Origin of the sequence: Rhodococcus sp. IEGM 1241 (genome assembly GCF_033142365.1) — a bacterium.
GTDB lineage: Bacteria > Actinomycetota > Actinomycetes > Mycobacteriales > Mycobacteriaceae > Rhodococcus_F > Rhodococcus_F erythropolis.
On record NZ_JAWLSE010000002.1, the window covers coordinates 705,508 to 727,429 of the forward strand.

Annotated in this window: 24 protein-coding genes and 2 riboswitches; of the genes, 15 read left to right on the forward strand and 9 right to left on the reverse strand. The window is 62.3% G+C overall.

Going from position 1 to position 21,922, the window contains the following annotated elements; translation table 11 throughout:
• Positions 1-109: 109 nt before the first annotated feature.
• The gene (locus R4P70_RS12960; RefSeq protein ID WP_317830898.1) at positions 110-1,507 is read right to left on the reverse strand and encodes an FAD-dependent oxidoreductase; all 1,398 of its coding nucleotides are present in this window, start codon (positions 1,505-1,507) and stop codon (positions 110-112) included.
• Between the two features lie 230 nt (positions 1,508-1,737).
• Between R4P70_RS12960 and R4P70_RS12965 the strand changes: the two genes are divergently transcribed.
• The 3 genes from R4P70_RS12965 to R4P70_RS12975 are packed head-to-tail and all read left to right on the forward strand — an operon-like array spanning position 1,738 to position 3,858.
• Complete coding sequence (locus R4P70_RS12965) at positions 1,738-2,163, forward strand: hypothetical protein (protein ID WP_069146159.1); 426 nt, start codon at positions 1,738-1,740, stop codon at positions 2,161-2,163.
• A 46-nt stretch (positions 2,164-2,209) separates the two neighbouring features.
• Complete coding sequence (locus R4P70_RS12970) at positions 2,210-2,638, forward strand: rhodanese-like domain-containing protein (RefSeq protein WP_243617378.1); 429 nt, start codon at positions 2,210-2,212, stop codon at positions 2,636-2,638.
• A complete protein-coding gene (locus R4P70_RS12975) occupies positions 2,635-3,858 on the forward strand; it encodes an O-succinylhomoserine sulfhydrylase (RefSeq protein ID WP_029538600.1) in 1,224 nt (407 codons plus the stop codon). Before R4P70_RS12970 ends, R4P70_RS12975 begins: the two co-directional genes overlap by 4 nt.
• A gap of 43 nt (positions 3,859-3,901) precedes the next feature.
• Here R4P70_RS12975 and R4P70_RS12980 read toward each other — a convergent pair whose 3' ends face one another.
• The 8 genes from R4P70_RS12980 to R4P70_RS13015 all read right to left on the reverse strand — a co-directional run bounded on the left by R4P70_RS12980 (position 3,902) and on the right by R4P70_RS13015 (position 10,344).
• Positions 3,902-4,498: an alternate-type signal peptide domain-containing protein gene (locus R4P70_RS12980; RefSeq protein ID WP_020968825.1), complete on the reverse strand. Its 597-nt coding sequence runs from the start codon at positions 4,496-4,498 to the stop codon at positions 3,902-3,904.
• Complete coding sequence (locus R4P70_RS12985; protein ID WP_167333746.1) at positions 4,498-6,078, reverse strand: signal peptidase I; 1,581 nt, start codon at positions 6,076-6,078, stop codon at positions 4,498-4,500. The genes R4P70_RS12980 and R4P70_RS12985 overlap by 1 nt, the downstream gene beginning before the upstream one ends.
• Positions 6,079-6,083: 5 nt before the next feature.
• Positions 6,084-6,686: a SipW-dependent-type signal peptide-containing protein gene (locus R4P70_RS12990; RefSeq protein ID WP_020968827.1), complete on the reverse strand. Its 603-nt coding sequence runs from the start codon at positions 6,684-6,686 to the stop codon at positions 6,084-6,086.
• Positions 6,670-7,314: a signal peptidase I gene (locus tag R4P70_RS12995; protein ID WP_317830899.1), complete on the reverse strand. Its 645-nt coding sequence runs from the start codon at positions 7,312-7,314 to the stop codon at positions 6,670-6,672. Before R4P70_RS12995 ends, R4P70_RS12990 begins: the two co-directional genes overlap by 17 nt.
• The gene (locus tag R4P70_RS13000; protein WP_279163223.1) at positions 7,311-7,874 is read right to left on the reverse strand and encodes a hypothetical protein; all 564 of its coding nucleotides are present in this window, start codon (positions 7,872-7,874) and stop codon (positions 7,311-7,313) included. Before R4P70_RS13000 ends, R4P70_RS12995 begins: the two co-directional genes overlap by 4 nt.
• Positions 7,875-7,878: 4 nt before the next feature.
• Positions 7,879-8,436 carry an alternate-type signal peptide domain-containing protein gene (locus R4P70_RS13005; RefSeq protein WP_020906667.1) on the reverse strand — a complete coding sequence of 186 codons (558 nt, stop codon included), beginning with the start codon at positions 8,434-8,436 and terminating at the stop codon, positions 7,879-7,881.
• A 287-nt stretch (positions 8,437-8,723) separates the two neighbouring features.
• On the reverse strand, positions 8,724-9,539 hold the full coding sequence (locus R4P70_RS13010) for an HAD-IIA family hydrolase (RefSeq protein WP_020906668.1): 816 nt from the start codon (positions 9,537-9,539) through the stop codon (positions 8,724-8,726).
• Between the two features lie 37 nt (positions 9,540-9,576).
• Positions 9,577-10,344, reverse strand: a complete 768-nt coding sequence (locus R4P70_RS13015) for a sulfite exporter TauE/SafE family protein (RefSeq protein WP_003944404.1) — start codon at positions 10,342-10,344, stop codon at positions 9,577-9,579.
• Between the two features lie 199 nt (positions 10,345-10,543).
• Positions 10,544-10,638, forward strand: a riboswitch (SAM riboswitch).
• A 7-nt stretch (positions 10,639-10,645) separates the two neighbouring features.
• On the opposite strand from R4P70_RS13015, the gene R4P70_RS32705 reads away from it, so the two are divergent.
• The 12 genes from R4P70_RS32705 (at position 10,646) to R4P70_RS13070 (ending at position 21,904) form a co-directional block, all read left to right on the forward strand.
• Positions 10,646-10,723 carry a putative leader peptide gene (locus tag R4P70_RS32705; RefSeq protein WP_378447266.1) on the forward strand — a complete coding sequence of 26 codons (78 nt, stop codon included), beginning with the start codon at positions 10,646-10,648 and terminating at the stop codon, positions 10,721-10,723.
• A gap of 106 nt (positions 10,724-10,829) precedes the next feature.
• A complete protein-coding gene (locus R4P70_RS13020) occupies positions 10,830-11,804 on the forward strand; it encodes an amino acid ABC transporter permease (RefSeq protein WP_020906669.1) in 975 nt (324 codons plus the stop codon).
• A complete protein-coding gene (locus tag R4P70_RS13025) occupies positions 11,801-12,586 on the forward strand; it encodes an amino acid ABC transporter ATP-binding protein (RefSeq protein WP_046378154.1) in 786 nt (261 codons plus the stop codon). Before R4P70_RS13020 ends, R4P70_RS13025 begins: the two co-directional genes overlap by 4 nt.
• Positions 12,587-12,620: 34 nt before the next feature.
• Positions 12,621-13,592 (forward strand): ABC transporter substrate-binding protein, encoded by a 972-nt coding sequence (locus tag R4P70_RS13030; RefSeq protein ID WP_020968834.1) that lies wholly within the window; start codon positions 12,621-12,623, stop codon positions 13,590-13,592.
• A 10-nt stretch (positions 13,593-13,602) separates the two neighbouring features.
• Complete coding sequence (locus R4P70_RS13035) at positions 13,603-14,712, forward strand: FAD-dependent oxidoreductase (protein WP_317830900.1); 1,110 nt, start codon at positions 13,603-13,605, stop codon at positions 14,710-14,712.
• An 8-nt stretch (positions 14,713-14,720) separates the two neighbouring features.
• Complete coding sequence (locus R4P70_RS13040; RefSeq protein WP_019749497.1) at positions 14,721-15,311, forward strand: GNAT family N-acetyltransferase; 591 nt, start codon at positions 14,721-14,723, stop codon at positions 15,309-15,311.
• 17 nt (positions 15,312-15,328) lie between these two features.
• Positions 15,329-15,423: riboswitch (SAM riboswitch) on the forward strand.
• A gap of 8 nt (positions 15,424-15,431) precedes the next feature.
• Complete coding sequence (locus R4P70_RS13045) at positions 15,432-15,521, forward strand: putative leader peptide (protein WP_310504006.1); 90 nt, start codon at positions 15,432-15,434, stop codon at positions 15,519-15,521.
• 137 nt (positions 15,522-15,658) lie between these two features.
• Positions 15,659-17,296, forward strand: a complete 1,638-nt coding sequence (locus R4P70_RS13050) for an ABC transporter substrate-binding protein (protein WP_003944291.1) — start codon at positions 15,659-15,661, stop codon at positions 17,294-17,296.
• A 2-nt stretch (positions 17,297-17,298) separates the two neighbouring features.
• Positions 17,299-18,297: an ABC transporter permease gene (locus R4P70_RS13055; protein ID WP_317830901.1), complete on the forward strand. Its 999-nt coding sequence runs from the start codon at positions 17,299-17,301 to the stop codon at positions 18,295-18,297.
• Complete coding sequence (locus R4P70_RS13060; RefSeq protein ID WP_317830903.1) at positions 18,290-19,180, forward strand: ABC transporter permease; 891 nt, start codon at positions 18,290-18,292, stop codon at positions 19,178-19,180. Before R4P70_RS13055 ends, R4P70_RS13060 begins: the two co-directional genes overlap by 8 nt.
• Positions 19,177-20,799, forward strand: coding sequence for an ABC transporter ATP-binding protein (locus R4P70_RS13065; protein WP_317830904.1), 1,623 nt, complete (start codon positions 19,177-19,179; stop codon positions 20,797-20,799). The genes R4P70_RS13060 and R4P70_RS13065 overlap by 4 nt, the downstream gene beginning before the upstream one ends.
• Entirely contained in the window at positions 20,786-21,904 is a 1,119-nt protein-coding gene (locus R4P70_RS13070) for an LLM class flavin-dependent oxidoreductase (RefSeq protein ID WP_019749502.1), read from the forward strand. Before R4P70_RS13065 ends, R4P70_RS13070 begins: the two co-directional genes overlap by 14 nt.
• Positions 21,905-21,922 lie beyond the last annotated feature (18 nt).

Consider the following 21,922-nt stretch of genomic DNA (forward strand, 5'->3'; position numbering starts at 1 on the left):
GGGGTCTATTTTGCCCTGTTGCCTTGGGTCCCCGCACACACCACCGGCCCGATGTGACCTGGGTCGCGTCGGGCCGGTGGAGGGCTTCTGTTCAGTTACTTCTGCGCACTCAGTTCGCGCGGTCGGGCTCGGATGCCTTCAGCATGTCGTGACGCTCGACGACCTTGATGCGCTCACGGCCTTCGGGCTCGCCCAGGCTGCGCTCGTGCGCGTCGAGGCGGTACCAGCCCTGCCAGGTCGTGTACGGCACCTGCTTGCCTTCGAGAAACTCGATGACGGCGTTCTCGTCGGGGTTCGCGGCGCCGGCGAAGCCGACGGAATCCTCGAGAAGATTCGCGACGGTTTCGTTGGCGTCACCCTTCGTGTGGCCGATGAGGCCGACGGGGCCGCGCTTGATCCAGCCGGTGACGTAGGTGGCCAGCATGAACCGGGCTGCGCCCTCGGCGTTGTCGTCGGCGACGACGCGTCCGGCGTCGTTGGGGACGGTGCCCGCCTGGTCGTCGAACGGCAGCTGCGTGACGTTCTGCGAGAGGTAACCGACGGCGCGGTACACGGCCTGGACATCCCAGTCCTTGTACGTGCCGGTGCCCTTGACGTTGCCGGTGCCGTCGAGCTGAGTGCGCTCGGTGCGCAGGCCGACGACCTTGCCGTCTTCACCGAGGATCTCCGTGGGAGATTCGAAGAAGTGCAGGAACAGCTTGTGGGGGCGGGCTCCGACGTCGCGGATTGCCCAGTCCTGCAGCGTGTTCGCGACCATGTCGACCTGCTTGGAGTTGCGGCGAGCCTGCTCGGAGCCCTCGTCGTAGTCGATGTCCTCGGGGTCGACGATGACCTCGATGGTCGGGGAATGGTCGAGCTCACGCAGTTCGAGAGGCGTGAACTTGGCCTGGGCCGGGCCACGGCGTCCGAAGACGTGAACCTCGACGGCCTTGTTGTTCTTGAGGCCCTCGTAGACGTTGGCGGGGATCTCGGTCGGCAGCAGTTCGTCGCCGGTCTTGGCGAGGACGCGGGCGATGTCGAGCGCAACGTTGCCCACGCCGAGGACAGCGACCTTCTCGGCTTCGAGCGGCCACGTACGCGGTACGTCGGGGTGGCCGTCGTACCAGGAGACGAAGTCGGCCGCGCCGTAGCTGCCGTCGAGTTCGATACCCGGGATGCCGAGCGCGCGGTCGGCGTTGGCGCCGGTGGAGAAGATGACCGCGTCGTAGAACGACTGCAGGTCGTCGAGGGTGATGTCGGTGCCGTAGTCGATGTTGCCGAGCAGGCGGACCTGAGGCTTGTCGAGCACCTTGTGCAGAGCGGTGATGATGCCCTTGATGCGCGGATGATCAGGCGCGACGCCGTAACGAATCAGGCCGAAGGGCGCGGGCATGCGCTCGAAGAGGTCGATGCTGACGCCGCGGCCGGAGACTGCGGTGTCGGATTTCATGAGGGCGTCGGCGGCGTAGATGCCGGCGGGGCCGGCGCCGACGATCGCGACCCGGAGTGGGCGGTTGGAGTCAGTCATCGTGAGGACAGCTACCTTCTTCGAAGTTCGGACAACATATCGACAAGTATCCAATTTAGCCGAACCTAAGCACAGTGCCTCGGTTGCGGCCGAACGGATCCACACTCTCACTCGATCGGTTGTGGGTAAACCTATTCTTTCTTCCCATTCTCCCGTTGTCTCGGGTATTAGGGGTAGGGGCCTGGTCCTTGACGGGCCACAATTTCAAGTTGTGGGGGAGTATTGGCGTTATGAGTGACGAGCTTCGCGAATCCGACAACATCGATGGCAAGAAGGCGTCTGCGGGGCCGTTCCTCTTGGCTGTCGCCATCGTCGCCTTGATTCTGGGTGGAATCTTCGTCGCGTCGTGGATCTCGCCGGCCGAGAAGAACGTCACCGAGTCGGACCGCGTGAGCCGCTCCGTCACCGACTACGTCGATGCCGAGAATCGAAATGACGCGGAGACGGTCAAGACCCTGACCTGCGCGAGCTTCAATTCGAGCACTGGTCCGATGGCCGGAGTCGACGGGACGGTCGAACTGAAGGGTGTGGACGGGGTCGTGGTCAACGGCGATCGCGCCCGGGCCGACGTGACGATCACCGGCGGCGGAGCGGGCGAGCGGGTCTCGACCTGGGCCCTGACCCGTGACGGCAACCGTTGGGTCGTCTGTAACTGACGGCCCGCTCAGGCGCTCACGGCAGTCTTGTGAAAACATGGACTACGTGAGTTACGCAGGCGATCTGACGCCGGAGCAAGCCTGGGAGCTGCTCCGCGAAAACCCCGACGCCGTGCTGGTCGACGTGCGGACCGATGCGGAGTGGAAGTACGTCGGTGTCCCCGATGTTTCCTCCCTCGGCAGGCAGGCCGCACTGATCGAATGGGTGAGCCACCCGACCGGCGCGCGCAATGACAACTTCGTCGACCAGTTGAAGGAAGCCGGCATCACCGCCGATTCCTCCGGGTCGGAGCGTCCGGTGATCTTCCTGTGTCGATCCGGACAACGTTCCATCGGTGCGGCGGAAGCTGCGACTGCGGCGGGCATCGGCCCGTCGTACAACGTGCTCGACGGGTTCGAAGGCGCATTGGGTGCCGACGGACATCGCGGACTTGTAGGTTGGCGGGCCATCGGCTTGCCATGGAGGCAGCAGTGAGCGGAATTCCCCAGGGTGGCGCATTTCAACGAGCGCTGCCGGACGACGTCGGTCTCGGCACTCTCGGTGTTCGCGGCGGACTGATGCGTACCGGGTTCGAGGAGACTTCCGAAGCGCTGTTCCTCAACTCCGGATTCGTCTACGAGAGTGCAGAAGCCGCCGAACAAGCCTTCACCGGCGAGGTGGATCATTTTGTCTACTCCCGCTACGGCAATCCGACGGTCAAGATGTTCGAAGAGCGTTTGCGTCTCATCGAAGGCGCGGAAGCCTGCTTTGCGACTGCCAGCGGAATGTCGGCTGTCTTCACCGCGTTGGGCGCGCTGTTGGGCAACGGCGACCGATTGGTGGCTGCGCGCAGCCTGTTCGGATCCTGCTTCGTCGTGTGCAACGAGATTCTTCCGCGCTGGGGAGTCGAGGTCGTCTTCGTCGACGGTGAAGACAACGCGCAGTGGGAAGAGGCGCTCTCGGTGCCGACCACTGCGGTGTTCTTCGAGACGCCGTCCAACCCGATGCAGTCCCTCGTCGACGTTCGGCGGGTGTCGGAGCTTGCTCATGCTGCCGGTGCAAAGGTAGTGCTGGACAACGTCTTCGCGACGCCGCTTCTGCAGCGCAGCCTCGATCTGGGGGCCGACGTCGTGGTGTACTCCGGTACCAAGCACATCGACGGTCAAGGCCGCGTGCTCGGCGGCGCGATCCTCGGAACCGAGGAATACATCAGCGGTCCCGTCCGAGAACTGATGCGGCACACCGGTCCTGCGCTCAGCCCGTTCAACGCGTGGACTCTGCTCAAGGGTCTCGAGACCATGCCGGTCCGTATTCGGCATTCCGTGGCCTCAGCGCTCGAGATCGCCGAATTCCTCGAAGGGCACTCCGGCGTCAAGTGGGTCAAGTATCCGTACCTGACTTCGCACCCGCAGCACGAGCTCGCGAAGTCTCAGATGAGCGGCGGCGGAACTGTAGTCACGTTCGAGCTCAATGCGCCTGACGGCGAGGGCAAGAAGCGGGCGTTCGAGGTTCTCAACGGTCTGCGCGTCATCGACATCTCCAACAACTTGGGTGATTCCAAGTCGTTGATCACCCACCCAGCAACCACAACGCACCGGGCCATGGGTCCGGAAGGTCGTGCAGCAGTGGGTCTTACAGATGGCGTTGTGCGTTTGTCGGTGGGTCTGGAAGATACCGCCGATCTCTTGGCTGATCTGAAGCGCGCTCTCGGCTGAAACGCTAGAGCGCCTTGCCTCGAACTTCCGACGGCAAGGCGTTCTACGGCGCAGGTGTCAGACCCAGTTGTTTGACGTCGATCGTCAATGCTGTCGTATTCAGTGTGAGGCCTGAGCTTGTCGTGTCGCCGGGGTAGATCGTGAACAGCACCTGCGCCGTCAGATTGGTGTTGTTCAACGCCGACGTGATCGCGATGAGGTTCGGCGTCGGTGACGTGCTGTCGTACAGCAGATTGTCGCTCTGGTCCGTGACGTACGTGCGAAGGTCGATGTTGGCGGCTGCGAGCCCGCCGCTCAACTTGGTCTTGTCGACTGTCACGTTCGCTTTCAGACGTGGGCCGGTGGCCATCACCTTCGAATCGCAGAAATACGTGTAGTTGAATCCGGGCTTGAGCCGGTAGGTAGTGATGTCCGGGATATATACGAGAGGATTCGGGTTGTTGGGCGCGTTGACGTAGACCTGCGAGTACCAGCCCCCGCCGCTCGTGGTCACGCATGCTCCTAGATCCAGGGTCCCGGACTGGACAGCGGCGCTCGTCAGGGTCGTACTGTCCGTCCATTTCGCCAATGTGCCCGAGCCGCCGAGCAATACAGCTCCGGCCGCGGCGACTGCCATGGCGGCTTTCGTCGTCTTTTTCATCACGGCACCAGGGCCTGGATCTCGTCCGGAAGTTCGCTCGGGGCAGGAGATTCGGCCCAGACTCCCGTTGACGTGTCGATGACCGTGACGCCGCCAGTGGTGATCACGTACAGCTGATCGGTTCCGGTGAGCCAGTGGAGGGCAGCGTCAGCGTCGACGGTACCTCGATATACCTCGGTTCCTGATGAATTCGACACGGACACAACGGTTCCACTGGCAGTCGAGAGCTTCTGGGCGCTGAGACCGGTCGTGGTCGCCGGGGTGCCGATGGGAACCTCGCTCGGTGTGGTCGTGATCGGTGGCACCGTTGTCGTTGTGGACGGAGTAGTTGTGGGCGGTGACGAGGTGATTGTCGAGGGCGCAGTCGAGCCGGTAGGTGTTGCAGTTCGTGAGGTTGGCGATGCGCTCGGCTCAGTCGTGACGGTTGGAGTCGGTGAGGTTACGGATGTTGTAGCCGTGCCAGACGGCGTTGTGGTTTCTGGCGCCGGGGGCGATGCGGCGATGCGGGCTGCAGCGGCACCGGCTGTGTACGGGATCGCTTGGTTGCACGAATAGAGCAATGTCAAAAGAATGCCGAACTGAAATCCTGCGTAGTCGGTGGTGACGTTGCTTCCGCTCAAGCCGTGGACTTCGACGTTGTACTGGCCGGCGATGAGATTGAAAGGAACCGTCATACCATTGGGTGAGCCGTACCGCACTGTGCCCACTGACGATGATGCCGTGTAGTCGTTCGATCCGATAAACGCATTGGTCGTGGGATTTCGCACGATCAGCCGATACGAATTCCCGCTGACGGCAGGCCAGGAGATATCGACTCCCGTGGTAACCAGAAATCCTACGGTCGCGCACGACACCGATGTGGGAGCGACCGCTGGCGCGGGGAACGTTGCCGCGGTTTGGAATTGAGCCGTACCTGCAGTCGCCGTACCGGTGAATGCGGCTCGCGTACCGCCGACGTTGGTCGCGCCAGCTACGCTGAGACCGACCGTTGCCAATGCGACGATTGCCTTGAAGGCGTGGGAATCGCCGTGCGCGTCTTGACGATCCAGCCTGGGTTCCCCTTCATCCGGTCTTTTCCGTGGGCGAAATGCGATGTACAGCAGTCCTCCGACGGCAATCGCACCAAGCACAAGCCCGCTCGGTCCGGACAGCCAGACGGCCACGTAGCCGAGGCGGTTGATGCTGAAGAAAACTCGATCCGCTTCGGTGATGACGTAAGGATCTGGGTCTGTGACGGGATTCGCGTCGCCGCGCAGCTGTGCAATTGCAAGATTGTTGTCTTGCTGCTCGATCGTTTCGACGCGATGGGTGATTCGCGACCCTTGGCTGTCGTACACGCTGACGATGTCACCGGCCTGAACTTCGGATGCGGGCACGGTACGCGCGAATGCCAATGCGCCGGTATCGATCGTGGGAGACATCGATCCGCTCGTGAAGATCAACGGAGTGATATTGAAAGCCAGACCGGCGACGAACAAGGCGATGGACACCAGTCCGGCGAGGGCGCCGAGCGTGAGCAAGACCTCCTGAACGCGGCGGGGCTTTGAAGTGATCGAAGGCGACTTCGTGTGTCGGGCCACTGTGCTCACACCTTTGCCTTGAAGGTCAGGTTGATGCTCGAGGAATTGCTTTTCGGCGGCGTCGGACTTGCCGGAAGCTGTACCGAGAAGCACAAGTTATCGGTAACCCCGGCCGCCAGCGAGCGGTCGGGGGAACCGACGGCCTGATTCACTGCAAGGCTGAGTTGCTGCGATGACACCACGATGATGCCGTCGGCGCACTTGTTGGCCACAGTTCCATTCAACGACACCGTCATTCGCAGGTACGTCGTCAAAGCACCACTACTCGTCGATGTGATCGTGTACTTCAGTGGAACGGTCGCCCCCGTGCCGACGTTGTTGACTTTGAGGATCGCGGAGTTCGAATCGCCGGGAATCATCCCGGTTTTGCCGAGTTCGCTGAAATTCAGGGTTGTGGTCAGGCCGGGATTGGTGGTGCTGTTCAACTGCAGATTGATCGACCCGGTCGTGATGTTGCCCGAAGTCGCAATCGCCGAAGACGTCCAGGCGGCGAGTGTAGTGACACCGCCGACACCCAGTACCATCCCCAAAGCGAGCAGCGCGCGAAAGCGCGTGCTGGTCAACAGGTGACGAATCCGGTGAGCCGGACGGTCAGGGCGCGAGGGCATCGTGCTGGCCTTTCTCGGTCTGGGCGGAGTCGGTGAGGTTGGAAGCTGCAGCGTCAGGAGCCAATCGGGCTCGAGTTCGCTCCTTCCGGCCGTCACGAATGCCGCTGATCATCATGTAGGCCGCGTACAGCAGTAGTGCCGTCACGACTATCACCACGATCACGGTGCGCTGCTCTCCGGTGAGCCAAGTGTTGACGTAGCCGAGATACGGAAGGCTGTACCAGACCTTTCCCCGGATCTGTACTGGCCGTACTTCTTTCTCGTCGCGTTCACCATTCGCGTCGCCCTGGGTGATGAAAGTTCGTTCACCCTTTTGGTTTTCACTTGTGGCGATGATCCGGTGCGTGACGACTGTCGGCTGACCGGATTCCAGCTGGTACGTAATAGGTGTACCGATCCCCAGTTCGGACGGATCGACAGGTTTGACGACGACCAGTGATCCAGGGTTGTACGTCGGGCGCATCGAACCGGTCAGAATCGTGAAGCGCTGTGCGCCGGCAAAGAACGGGACGACGATGGTTGCGACGATGACAGCCGAAATTGCCAGCAGCAGTGTCCAACTGACGATAGAGGTGACCCACCAGAGCGGGCCTGTACGTTCGGTGCGCTTCGTGGAGTGCTTTGTCATACCGGACCTGCCTGGAACGTCAAGGCAGTGGTGTTTGTTGCTCCGGAGGCCGACTCGGTTCCTACCGTGAGTCGCAAACACAGGACGTAGGTTGCGTTCGAGGCCAGCGGAGGCATGAACGCCGGTGAAACCGGGTATTGCAGCGATGCGTTCATCGAACCCGATATCAGGGGGGCGACTGCCGGAGCCGCTGTGTTCACTCCAACCGGGCAGGCGCCTTCGTTGGCGACTCCGTATGTGGTCAGCGTGAAGTCGGTCAGAGGCGTCGTCGCCTGCATTCGCCATTGCAAGGGGTCGGTTCCCGAGTTTTTGACGGTCAGCGGCGCTTGCACCGTATTACCAGGAACTACCAGAGTCGTTCCGGTCGTCAGCGTTGACAACGGGTACGACGCGCTGGTGCCGCCGGACGTTCCTACCTGCAGGTTGACGCTTGCGGCAGTTGCGGTCCCACCACTCGCGCTCGCCGAATCGGACCACAGCGCGAGCGACTGCTGTGACGATGCGAACACCGCTACAGCAGCCACCGCGACTGCGATCGCTCCCCAGACCTTTTTCCTCATGAAATTACGGAGCCGGAGTCAGCGCTGTCTGAGTGACGACCAGCTTCATCGCCGCCAAGTTCAGCGACTGATTCTGCGCGACCTGGTTGGCCACCTCGGTGAAGTTCAGACGGACTCCGACGTGCACGATCGTGCCGTTCTGTACCTTGGTGATCTGTGAAATCGGGTTGCCACCAGCGTCCTTGATGGTCGTAACCGGCTGTACAGCGGCGGCAAGTTCGGCGCTGTTGGCACCCGGAACGATGCCGGCCGTATCAGCGGTCAGAACAGCCGCGAGACGATCGCCAACTGCGGTCACTGTGACGTCGCAGGTGTATTCGATGCTCTCGGTGGTGACGATGCGGTAAGCCGAGATGTTGGTGATCGCGGTCTTCGTCGGGTTGAGGGAGTTCCAACCGCCGCCGACCGGTGCGCAGGCGCTCAGGTCGAGTGCACCGGAAGTGACGGGTCCGCCGCCACTGACGTCGGCTGAGTCGCTCCACACAGCGAGCGAGCCGGCACCGCCGAGGAGGAGGGCGCCGGCCGCCGCAGCAGCGATCGCGCCCTTGGTCTGCTTCTTCATGAAAATCTCATTTCATGTCTGGGACCCGAAATGGGTCGTTCAGACATGAGTATCAGCCACGGCAAACGATTCGTTACTACTTTTTCTCAAATTTCTTTTTGGACTGTGATCCACCTATCGTCGGAGGTGGATTTGCCTTTGACCTGCGAATAACTATCAGTACGCAATCTTCCTTCGAAAGAAACCGCTTGTTTGTCCAGGTGGACAAAGTGGACGAGTCGGATCCTGGCAAATCTAGCGTTTTTTACCAGCTAATTACCGACTCGCGGTTTTGTTTTGCAATTGAATCAATTGTTTGCGGTGCGACGGAATGGATCGGTTGTCATTCCTACAAGATCGGCGACCGACTCGAGAACGACTGTGGGTCGGTACGGGAAGAGCTCCACCGAGGCGCGGGTCGAGATCCCGGTCATCACCAGAATCGTCTGCAGTCCGGCTTCGAGGCCACAGACGATGTCGGTGTCCATCCGGTCGCCGATCATCAACGTGTTGGCCGAATGAGCGCCGATGGACCGCAGGGCAGAGCGCATCATCAAGGCGTTGGGCTTGCCGACGTAGTAGGGATCGCGTCCGGTTGCCTTGGTGATGAGAGCGGCGACCGAGCCGGTGGCCGGCAGCGAGCCGTCACGCGACGGCCCAGTGGCGTCGGGGTTGGTGGCGATGAACCGCGAACCACGCTCGACCAGGCGAATGGCGGTGGTGATCGCCTCGAACGAGTACGTGCGCGTCTCGCCGAGGACGACGTAGTCGGGGTCACTGTCCGTCAGGACGTAACCGATGTCGTGCAGGGCAGTGGTCAGGCCCGATTCGCCGACCACGTAGGCGCTGCCGCCTGGCCGCTGGTTGGCCAGGAACGTCGCGGTAGCGAGCGCTGACGTCCAGATCGACTTCTCCGGGATGTCGAGTCCCGAATTGAGCAGGCGTGCTCGCAGGTCACGCGGGGTTCGGATGGAGTTGTTGGTGAGCACCATGTACGGGATGTCGTTCGACGCCAGCTCTGCCAGGAACGTGTCCGCTCCAGGTATCAAGTGCTCCTCGTGGACGAGAACCCCGTCCATGTCCATGAGGTAGGTCCAACCGGTCTGATCTTCTGTACTGGTCATGACTCCAGTATGTGCGGGTGCCGCCCGATGTGGGCGATCAAGCGAGAAGGCGCCACAGCCCGATCAGGCCGACGACGACAATCGTGTAGCGCAATGCAGTGGGGGACAGGCGCCGTCCGTAGCGGGCGCCCAGGACGCCACCGCCGAGCGAGCCGACAGCGATCAAACCGGCTGCTGCCCAATTGATCTGATCGAACGCCAGAGTGATGTACATCCCCGCTGCAACGATGTTGACGAGCAGTGAGAGCAGGTTCTTCGCGCCGTTCATGCGTTGGAGGGTTTCAGGGAGGATGGCACCCATCACACCGATGAGAAGGATGCCCTGCGCGGCAGTGAAGTATCCGCCGTAGATGCCGACCGCAAAGGTGCCGGCGGTCAGGAGCATCAGCCTCTTGGTGGACAGCGTCGTTTCTTCGGTGGAACGCTTCTTGGCCCACGCCTGGATGCGTGGTTGGAGGAGGACGAGCGCGAGGGCGAGGACCAACAGCACCGGAACGATGGTTTCGAACAGTTTCTCGGGTAGATGCATGAGCAACCAGGAACCGAGTAGTGCCCCGGCGAGTGACGCCGGAATCTGCCACTTCAGTCGATCCCACTGTCCGGACAGCTCGCGTCGGTAGCCCCAGGTGCCGGAAACTCCGCCGGCGACGAGCCCGACCGCGTTGGACATGGTCGCGGTCACGGGCGGCATGCCGAAGGCGACCAGCGTCGGGAACGTGATCAGCGTTCCACTGCCGACCACGGCGTTGATCGCGCCCGCACCGATGCCGGCCAGCAATATGAAGAAAGCGTCGAGTCCACTCACTCCGCAGACGGTACGGCAGAGGAAAAGTCGGTCCAGACGGCGGTCCCGGTCTTCGTTCGAACACTCCATTGAACACGTCGAACGCGGCTTCTGACACCGTTGAAATCAGTGCGATTTCAACCTGGTTGATCCTTCATTTCCCTTGCAGTGCAGGGAAATACAACATTTGACGACTAGGCATTTCGGGTCTAGTCTTTGCTCACCATCCAGAGCGACCGAGAGACCTGGCTCGTCGACGTCGCAGCAACCCCCCGAGTGATCGGGAGCGGGTGCTACCGCCAGGACCGATGGAAGGCATCACATGGGTTCCACTTCGCACGCTGCGCACAGGCGCCGCCATATCGATCTGTGCCGCACCGCTTCGTGTCACTGTCGCTGACCGAACCGTCGTCTTCGCAACTCGAGCTCACCAACTCGAGACCACAGCTGCGTTCCCATTCCCCGAAAGGTCTATTCGTCATGTCCACTCCGTCAGGTAGCGCGCCGTGAGCGCGCCCACCGATGTCCGCCCCGAAAAGTCGGTGTCCGAGCCGCAACTTCCGGACTCGGAGCTTGTCGTTGCTCGCACCTGGCACCCGCTGCGCTGGGTGATCAGTGCGGTCGTGCTGGTACTGCTTGCTCAGTTCATCCACGGACTCGTCGTCAACCCCGGCTGGGACTGGCCGACCTTCGCGCAGTACTTCACCGCGAAATCAGTGCTCGCCGCGCTGTGGATGACGATCAAACTGACGCTGTGGGGGACGATCCTCGGATTCGGTCTCGGTGTTTTCCTGGCACTCGGTCGGTTGTCGAAAAACCCGGTCCTGCAGGTGATCGCTTGGACCTATATCTGGGCCTTCCGCTCGATTCCACTCATCGTGCAGCTGCTCTTCTGGTTCAACATCACATACCTGTACCAGACACTTTCTCTCGGAATACCTTTCGGGCCCGAGTTCTTCACCTTCCAGGTCAGCGGTGTGATCGGCGGATTCACCGCGGCGGTCATCGGTTTGGCGCTGCACCAGGCTGCATACTCGGCCGAGATCATCCGCTCCGGAATCATCTCGGTGGATCACGGTCAGATCGAAGCTGCTCACTCGCTCGGTATTCCGCGCAGTCGCCAGTTCTTCAAGATCGTTCTCCCGCAGGCAATGCGAGCGATCCTCCCCAACGCCGCCAACGAGGTCATCGGACTCTTCAAGGGAACGTCGATCGTCTCCACCATGGCAATCGCCGAACTGTTCTACCAGGTGCAGGTCATCTTCGGCCGCAACGGACGAGTCGTGCCCCTGCTGATGGTCGCCACGATCTGGTACATCATCCTCACGACGTTGCTCTCGATCGGTCAGTACTACGTGGAGCGCCACTATGCACGAGGATCCGCCCGTGCGCTTCCGTTGACTCCGGTACAGAAGGCGCGCAAGAAGTTCGAAGAGATTCGTGATGCGCGTCTCGATATTCCGAGAGGTGCGACCCGATGACCGCAGAACTGACCGAAGAGACGGTGTATGCCGTCGAAGCGCGCGGAATTCACAAGTCGTTCGGCACGCTGGAAGTACTTGCAGGCGTTGATCTCCTGGTCCGCAAGGGTGAAGTGACCGTCATTCTCGGTCCGTCTGGTTCCGGTAAGTCCACCTTGCTGCGCACCCTCAATCACCTCGAGAAGGTCGACCGCGGGACCGTGCGGATCGACGGAGAACTGATCGGGTACCGGCGCAAGGGAAATCGGCTCCACGAACTGCGTGACCGCGAGATCCTGAAACAGCGTTCGCACATCGGATTCGTGTTCCAGAACTTCAACCTGTTTCCGCACCTGACCGCGTTGGAAAACGTGGTGGAAGCGCCGCTCTCGGCCCAGAAGCGTGATCGTGACGAGGTGTACCGCGAGGCCCGCGCACTGCTCGAGCGAGTGGGAGTGGGGGACAAGGCGGACGAGTATCCCCGCCAACTCTCCGGTGGCCAGCAACAGCGCGTCGCGATAGCGCGAGCGCTGGCACTGCGGCCGGCGGTCATTCTCTTCGACGAGCCGACGTCGGCGCTCGACCCGGAACTGGTCGGCGAGGTTCTCGAGGTCCTCGCTCAGCTGGCCCGTGACGGCGCCACCTTGGTGATCGTCACACACGAGGTCGGATTTGCCCGGGAAGTGGCGGACACAGCGGTCTTCATGGACGGCGGCGTCATCGTCGAACAGGGCCCACCTTCGCAGGTGATCGACAATCCGGTCCACGAACGGACCAAAGCTTTTCTCTCCCGCGTCCTCTGACGCGACCCAGACTCATTCCCGGAAGGAAAAATTGATGTTCTCCCCATCCCGTCGCGCGACTTTTCTGATCTCGGCCCTTGCCACAGTCGGACTGCTCAGCGCTGCATGCAGCAGCGCGGACGCCGAGTCCGACGGCGCCCAGGTCACCGCTGCTGCGGGCTACAACCTCACGGCCGATCAGAACCGCATCACCACCGACAAGGTGGATTCCATCGCCGCCGAGCTACCTCAGGACATCCGCGATCGTGGCACGCTGCGCGTCACCGGCAGTGCCGGTTCCGCTCCGCCGCTCCGCTTCTACGCCGACGACGACACCACTCTCATCGGTTCCGAGACCGACTTCGCCTACTTGATCGGTGACGTTCTCGGTTTGAAGGTCGACCTGCAGACCGCAGACTGGGCACAGAACTTCGTTCGCGTCGATTCCGGCGAGGCTGATGCATTCCTGTCCAATGTGACTGTGACGGAAGAGCGTAAGGAGAAGTACGACTTCGCCACCTACCGACTCGACACCCTCGCCTTCGAAGCCAAGAAAGGAGCCGGGATCTCCATCAAGGAGCCCAAGGACGTCGCGGGTAAGAAGATCGCCGTCTCCTCGGGCACCAATCAGGAAGCGCTGCTGGTCAAATGGAGTGAGCAGAACGTCGCGGCCGGCCTGGCGCCCACCGACATCTCCTACTACCAGAACACCACCGACTACTACCTGCCGCTGCAGTCCGGCCGGATCGACGCCTACTTCGGACCGAACCCGTCGTCGCAGTTCCATGCCAAGCAGTCGGGTGAAACCGAAGTTGTCGGTGAGTTCTCCGGTGCAGGCGACACGCTGCAGGGTCAGATCGCGGTTCTGGTGAAGAAGGACAATGGCCTGATCAAGGCAATCAACGACGCGATCAACCACACGATCGAGAACGGCACGTACCAGCAGATCCTCGAGCGCTGGAACATCACGAGTGAAGCTGTCGACACGTCCCTGATCAACCCGCCCGGCCTTCCGAAGACCAAGTGAGCTCTCGTCCATGAGTGAGATTTTCGATGCGATCGTCATCGGTGGAGGACTCGTCGGGTCCTCCGCCGCCTGGCGGCTCGCGGCGCGCGGACGTAGCGTCGTTCAGCTGGAACAGTTCGGGCCGGGGCACAAGCACGGTGCGTCGCACGGTACTTCGCGCATCTACCGGCAGGCGTACGACAATCACCTGTACACCGGGTTGGCGGCCGACGCGCTGCCGCTGTGGCGGGAGTTGGAGACCACGACGGACATCGGGTTCCTGGAACTCACCGGTGCCGTTGATCACGGCCTGCCGCAGGCAGTGCAGTCCAAGGCGAAGATACTTCTCGAGGCGGGCATCAAGGGCGAGATCCTCACCCCTGCCGAGGCGTCCGCCCGTTGGCCGGGGCTGCGATTCGACACCACGGTGCTCCATCATCCCGACGCAGGCCGGTTGCACGCGGACCGCGCCGTGACCGCTCTGAAGGCGGGAGCGGTGTTTGCCGGCGCCGAGGTCCGTCACGACGTTCGGGTGTTGGCACTCGCGCGGGCGTCCTACGGCGTGGACGTGGTGACGGACAGTGGAACGCTCGCAGCTCGTCAGGTAGTGATCGCGGCCGGTGCGTGGACTGCGGATCTGATCGCAGACAGCGGTCTCGGCTCCGAGATCGTACTGCCGACACTGCGCACGACACAGGAACAACCGGCACACTTCGCACCGCTCGATCCCGGAGTCGAGTGGCCGAGTTTCGTTCACCACACCGGCGCAGAATTGGAGACCGCGGGGATCTACGGGCTTGGTTCCGAGGACGGGATCAAGATCGGCGAACACGCGACCGGGCCGGTGGTGACTCCGCAGACCCGTGACTACAGCCCTGGTGTCGACGGAGAGCAGCGATTGGTGGAGTACGCCGAGTCGTGGTTGCCCGGTGTCGATTCCACCCGTGTCGAGTCGCTCACCTGCCTGTACACGAGCACGCCGGACAGTAACTTCGTCATCGACCGAGTCGGAGCCGTCACGGTGGCGGCGGGGTTCTCGGGGCATGGGTTCAAGTTCGGTCCGGCCTTGGGTGAACTTGTGGCGGACCTCGTCGACGGAACCACCCTCGCTCCGGAAGTTTTCAGGCTGGGGGAGCGTTGACCAGATTCATGGAGGAAAGTGTTGTGGCACTGGAGCTCGGAACTCGACAGCTCGAGGGTGTCGGAGCGGTAGAGGTCTATTCGGTATCGCAGGACGATCCCTTGGCAGCTCCACTGATCGCGGAGTTGGCACTCGAATACAGTTCGCGTTACGGCGGGACTCGCGAAGCGATGCTCGAGGATCTCACGACGTATCCGGCAGAAGAATTTGCCTACCCGCAGGGTGCGCTTCTGGTGCTCACCCACGACGGTCTGCCGATCGCCGGTGGTGCGTTTCGTCAATTCGATTCCACCACTGCCGAACTGAAGAGAATCTGGACATCGGTCGACTATCGGAAGCGCGGCCTCGGCAAGGCCGTCGTTCGCGAGTTGGAACGAGAGATCGAACTTCGTGGATACAACCGGGTGTTTCTCACGACGGGTCCTCGGCAACCCGAGGCCGTCGCGCTGTATCTGTCCAGTGGATACACACCGCTTTACGACGCTTCACTCTCGCCCGAAGAGGTGGGCATCCACCCGTTCGAGAAACAACTTCGGGTCCTCGAAAATGTGACTCGAGCAGCAATTCCTACCGACCGGGTTGACAACACCCGGGTTTAACCTCGTACACTTGCGAACGACCATCCAGAGCGACCGAGAGACCTGGCTCATTGAAGTCGCAGCAACCCCCCGAGTGATCGGGTGCGGGTGCTACCGCCAGGACCGATGGAGGAACACGAAATGAAGGCAGTCGAAGGCGGTTTCGATACCGCCTGGTCGCGTCGTCACGTAGACCTGTGCCGCACCGCGGGATCTTTCTGTACCAACTGACCTCGGTCAGTCATTCACACTCAGGCGAGTCGTCGACAAGTCTGTTTTCTATTCTCTCACAAGTGATTCGTGCTCGATCGCCTTTCTCGTCTCAGGCGACGGGTGCGCTCTTCGGCATGCCTCTTTAGGAGTTCTTGGTGTCTTCGCCCTCATTCGGTGCCCGCAAACGCGCGACCGTAATCGCCGGTATCGGTGCTGTCTCGGTTCTCGGCACCGTCCTCGCCGGCTGCAGCAGCGGGAGTGACAGTGCTGCCGACGCAGGCCCCGCCCAGTCCGGCGGAACCCTTCGCTATGGTCTGTCGCAGGCGCCGACGTGCGCCGATCCGGCCCAGGCCGGCAGTAACCAGACCGTGTATGTCACTCGGACCGTGGTGGATTCGCTGACCGATCAAAATCCCGACACCGGAGAGATCACCCCGTGGCTCGCCAAGAGCTGGGAGATCAGCCCCGACGCCGCTAGCTTCACGTTCGTCCTTCGCGACGACGCCACCTTCAGCGACGGCACCCCGGTGACGGCGGATTCGGTGAAGAAGACCTTCGACTCGGTCAAGAATCTCGGACCGAACGCGTCGTTGGCGAAGAGTTACCTGTCCTCGTACACCGGTACCGACGTCGTAGATGCTCACACGGCGAAGATCAATTTCTCCGGACCCAATGTTCAGTTCCTGCAGGCAACTTCGACGCCACAGCTCGGAATCCTCGCCGATTCCACCACCGCGCTGGCATCCGAGCAGCGCTGCCCCGGTGCAGCGGTGATCGCCTCCGGACCGTTCGTGTACACCGACTGGCAGCAGGACAAGAGCGTCAAGATCGCCAAGCGTGCGGGATACAACTGGGCGTCGGACGCGGTCGCGCATCAGGGTGAGGCCTACCTCGACGGCGTCGACTTCACGGTGGTCCCCGAATCCGGTGTGCGGGCAGGCAGCGTGGCCTCCGGCCAGCTCGATGCGGTCAGCGATGCGCTTCCGCAGGATGCGCCGCAGATCGAGGGCGCAGGCGGACGAATCCTCACAAGGCCGAACCCGGGTGTGAGCTTCTTCTTCCAGCCAAACGTCAGTCGCGGCGTTCTCGCCGATCAGGCTGTTCGCCAGGCCATCATTCCCGCGATCAACCGCCAAGAACTCGTCGACACCGTTCTGGATCCGTCGTTCTTCCCGGCCACGAGCCCGTTGGCTCACACCACTCCGCTCTACAGCGACGAATCCAGTGTCGTGACGTACGACGCCGACAAGTCGGCGAAGCTTCTCGACGCGGCTGGTTGGAAGACCGGCAGCGACGGTATCCGCGAGAAGGACGGGCAGAAGCTCACTTTCAGCGTCACCTTCAGTCCGGTGTTCTCGGGTAACCAGGCCATCCTCGAGCTCGTACAGCAGCAGCTCAAGAAGGTCGGCGTCGACTTGCAGCTCAACCTGGTCTCGAACGGTGAATGGACCGAGAAGGGAGTATCGGGTGATTACGATTCGCTGTATTACAACAGCACTCGCGCGGACGCCGACATCCTGCGGGCATCGTTCAGCACAGAGGGCCGCAACCTGAACCGTCGCGGCGCAGATCCGGAGCTCGACAAGGTACTCACAGACCAGCTTGCAGCCACGGACAACGGCCAACGCGGCGAACTGGTATCCACTGCACAGGAATTGATCCTCGACCGTGGACTCTCCATCCCCACCATCGAGCTCTCACAGGCCATCGGCGCCGGATCGAGTGTGCAGGACCTGAACTTCGAAGCCTCTTCACGCCTGCAGTTCTACGACGCATGGTTGTCGGGTAAGTAATCATGACTCGATACGTACTCACCCGACTGGGTCAGGCCGCAGTGGTCCTGTGGGCCGCCTTCACCATCTCGTTCGTGATTCTGTTCCTCCTGCCGAGTGACCCCGTCAGCATGGCTGCCGACTCGTCCGGTCAGGGTGTCGCAGTGGATCAGGCTGCGCTCGATCAGCTTCGGGCGCGGTACGGCTTGGACCAGTCGGTGTGGGTGCAGTACTGGACGTCGCTGACGAATGCTCTTCGCGGCGATTTCGGTACATCGATCTCCACCGGTCAGTCGGTGACGGATGCCATCTTCTCGGCGCTGCCCAGCACTCTGGTGCTGGCAACCACCGCCTTGGTTCTGGCCGTGTTGTTCGGAGTGGCGATCGCGTTCTTCGCTACCTACACCCGCAAGCGGTGGCTCGCGAACCTGTTTTTCTCTCTGCCGCCGCTGGGTGTGGCAGTGCCTACTTTCTGGGTGGGCCTGATTCTTCTGCAACTCTTCTCGTTCCGTCTGCACATCTTCCCGGCATTCGGAGACAAGGGATTTGCAACGGTGATTCTTCCGGCGATCACCTTGGCGATCCCGACCGGCGCGGTGATCGCGCAGGTGCTCACGACCAGCCTGCAGTCGACGCTACGTTCGCCGCACGTGGAGACTGCGTACGCCAAGGGCGCAAGCCGTTGGCGCGTGCAGACCCGTCACGCGTTGCGACTGGCGAGCATTCCGGCATTCACCATTGCCGGTGTGCTGGTCGGCACGCTGCTCGCCGGCTCGGTGGTTGTGGAAACGGTGTTCTCTCGCGCGGGCGTCGGCCGTCTGACACAGACGTCGGTGATGGCGCAGGACATCCCGGTGGTGCAGGGAGTCGTTGTGTTCGCCTCTCTCGTGTTCGTGCTCGTCAACCTCGCGGTCGACCTCTTCTACCCCTTGATAGATCCACGGATCATCCAGACGAAGAAGAGTCACACCGAAAAGTCGAATACCGAAAGCTCGACCGATCTGGAGCCGGCTCATGTCTGACACATTGATCGAACCCCTACTCCTCGATCCGAGCGTCGAGGCGAAGGCACCTGTTGTCTCGCGCCGAAAGTCCACGGCCATCGGCTGGATCCGAAAGCCCGGCTTGGTCATTCCGGTGTTGATCGTGTTGCTTGCCATCGGCTTTGCCGTCGCACCCGGATTTTTCGCCAGCGGCGATCCGTTGTCCGGTGTCCCGGCGGACAAACTGCAGGGCCCGAGCCTGGCTCACTGGTTCGGAACCGACAATCTCGGACGTGACCTGTACACACGGTTCGTGCACGGCGCCGCGCTGTCCCTGACCGCAACCTTGGTGGCGGTCGGAATCGCATTGGTGGCGGGATCGATAATCGGATTGCTCGCGGGCTTTGTCGGTGGCGTCGTCGACGCCGTGCTGATGCGCCTCGTCGACGTGCTGCTGTCCATTCCGGCACTGCTGCTCTCGTTGGCCCTTGTCACCGCACTCGGCTTCGGCACCATCAACGTCGCCATTGCTGTCGGCGTCAGTATGGTCGCCAATTTCGCGCGAGTGATGCGTGCCGAAGTGATGCGGGTGCGCGGAGCTCAGTACGTCGAGGCTGCGTTCAGTTCAGGTGTGCAGTGGCTCGGTGTCCTGCGTCGGCACGTGCTTCCCAACTCCTACGCGCCGGTGGTCGCGCTGTCCGCTGTCGAGTTCGGGCAGGCGGTACTGGCGGTGTCGGCTCTGAGCTTCTTGGGATTCGGCGCCGTTCCGCCTACCCCGGAATGGGGATCGCTGGTATCCGAGGGACGCAATTTCCTCGCCAATGCCTGGTGGATGACAACACTTCCCGGTCTCGCGATTGTCGCCGTGGTCATCTCGGCACACCGTATCGGCCACGAGATCGAAAGGAACAACCGGCGATGAGCACGACCGAGGAACAGTTGCTTTCCGTCACCGACTTACAGATCGCCTACGGCGCCGAGCCCGCGGTATCCGGCGTGAGCTTCACCGTCGGTCGGGGCGAAGTAGTTGCGGTGGTCGGGGAATCGGGTTCCGGTAAGTCGACCACGGCACACGCGATATTGGGTCTGCTCGCCGGCAGTGGCCACGTCACCGGCGGGACCGTCGAGTTCGAGGGTGAACAGATCGACTCGTATTCCGACCGTGCATGGCAGCGAATCCGCGGCGCGCGTATCGGTTTGGTGCCGCAGGATCCGACGACCTCGCTCAACCCGGTGACGAGGATCGGCGACCAGGTTGCAGAAGTCCTCCGGATCCACGGCCTCGCAGACCGTCGCAAAGCCCGGTTGGACGCCGTCGAGGTGCTCGAGCGCGCGGGTATCGACCGGCCGGAAATCCGAGCACGCCAGTACCCACACGAGCTCTCCGGCGGTATGCGGCAACGAGTTCTGATCGGTATCGCGCTTGTCGCGAACCCCGCCCTCATCATCGCCGACGAGCCGACCAGTGCTCTGGACGTCACGGTTCAACGACGCATCCTCGACCACTTGGACGAGCGAATCGCCGAATCCGGTGCCGCCGTGCTCCTGATCACGCACGACCTGGGAGTGGCCGCAGACCGCGCGGACCGGATCCTGGTGATGCAGGGCGGCAGGATCGTCGAATCCGGCCGCACCGCAGATATTCTGGACAACCCGCGACACGAGTACACGAAGAAGCTGCTCGACTCGGCTCCGAGCCTGTCCTCGGGACCGGTCGATCGGCCGGTCCGTCAGGATACGAGCCCGCTGCTGACGTTGACCGGAATCACCAAGCGTTTCAACGTCGGACGCGGGAGTTCGATCACCGCGGTGAACGAGGTATCGCTGACTGTTCCGCGTGGTCAGACGGTGTCGTTGGTGGGGGAGTCGGGCTCCGGCAAGTCGACCACGGCGCGCATCGCCGTGCGGTTGGAGCAGGCGGATGCCGGCACCATCTCCTTCGACGGACACGACATCACGAAGGTCAAGGGCAGCGATCTGCGCGAGCTGCGCCGAAAGATCCAGCTCGTGTACCAGAACCCCTATGCATCACTTGACCCGAAATTGTCCGTCCAGGACATCGTTGCGGAGCCGCTGCGGGCCTTCAAGGTTGGTGGACGCAGCCAGCAGCAGAGTCGTGCAGCAGAGTTGCTCGATCAGGTTGCACTTCCCGAGCAGTTCCTGAGCCGCAAACCGGCCGAACTCTCGGGCGGCCAGCGTCAACGGGTGGCGATCGCTCGTGCGCTCGCTTTGAAGCCGGACCTGCTCGTTCTCGACGAACCTGTGTCCGCTCTCGACGTCTCGGTGCAAGCGCAGATTCTGGCGCTACTCGACGAGTTGCAGCGCGAACTGGGCCTGACCTATCTCTTCATCTCCCACGATCTTGCGGTTGTTCGCCAGATCAGCGACGTGGTCGGCGTCATGCAGGCCGGGCGATTGCTCGAAATCGGTGCTACCACCGAGATTTTCGACAATCCCCGAAACGAGTACACACGCACACTTCTCGACGCGATCCCCGGGCGGGATCATTCGACACGAAAGGCCGAACATGTCCGAGCGTAGTTCCGGAGCATTCCTGGTCGGCCTCGAATTCGAGGGAACCGGAGCTCATCCGTACTCCTGGCGACGCGAGGATTCGCGCGCCGAAGATCTGTTCACGCCCTCGTACTGGGTGGACCTGGTGACCGCCGCGGATCGGGGTGGGGTGGATCTGGCGTTCCTCCCTGACTCGTTCGGACTGCAATCCGAGGGCCAGCACGCAGTGCGGGGCAGATTGGAGGCGGTTGCAACTGCGGCGCGACTGAGTGCTGTGACCTCGCGTATCGGCCTGATCCCCACTGCGACAGTCACGCACACCGAGCCGTTCCACATCTCCAAGGCCGTCGCGAGTATCGACTACTCCTCAGCGGGGCGGGCCGGCTGGCAGGTCGCGGTGTCCGACACCGCTGAGCAGGCGTCGTTGTTCGGCCGAAAGGCAGTGCAGGGCCCCGAGTCCGCGTGGGAGGAAGCGTCCGAGGCTGTCGAGGTGGTCAGTCGGCTGTGGGACAGCTGGGAGGACGACGCCGAGATACGGGACGCTGCGAGCGGACGATTCATCGATCGAGACAAGCTGCACTACATCGACTTCGAGGGAAAGAACTTTTCCGTCAAGGGGCCGTCCATCACGCCGCGCTCCCCGCAGGGGCAGCCGCTGATCGCCGTCGACGCGAGCAGGCCGGAGGCACGCGAGCTCGCTGTTGCGCGCGGAGATCTGATTCGGATCTCGGCAACCGACCTCGGCGAGGCCAACGCCACGGCCAAGTTGGTCCACGCGAATGCCGCTGCCCTCGGGCGCAGCGTCAGGGTTCTCCTCGACGTCGACGTGCTTCTCGGCGCTGATCGCGGAGCCGCCGACGACGCTCTGGCGGAACTCGAGGAATGGGCGGGAGCGCCGTACGCCCCGCACTCGCTGTTCTATCGCGGTGACAGCGCCGGCCTGACTGTCCTCCTTCGCGAGATCGGTGGGCTGGCCGGGGTCGACGGTGTTGTCCTGCGTCCCTTGGCTTTGGCTGCCGCAGTGGAGAAGATCGCGGCGGACGTGGTGCCGACTCTCAATCCGCGACCGACTACCGGCCCGACGCTGCGCGAGCGGTTGGGTTTCGAGTTGCCCGTCAATCAGTTCGCGTAGCGCGAACAGAGAACAGGA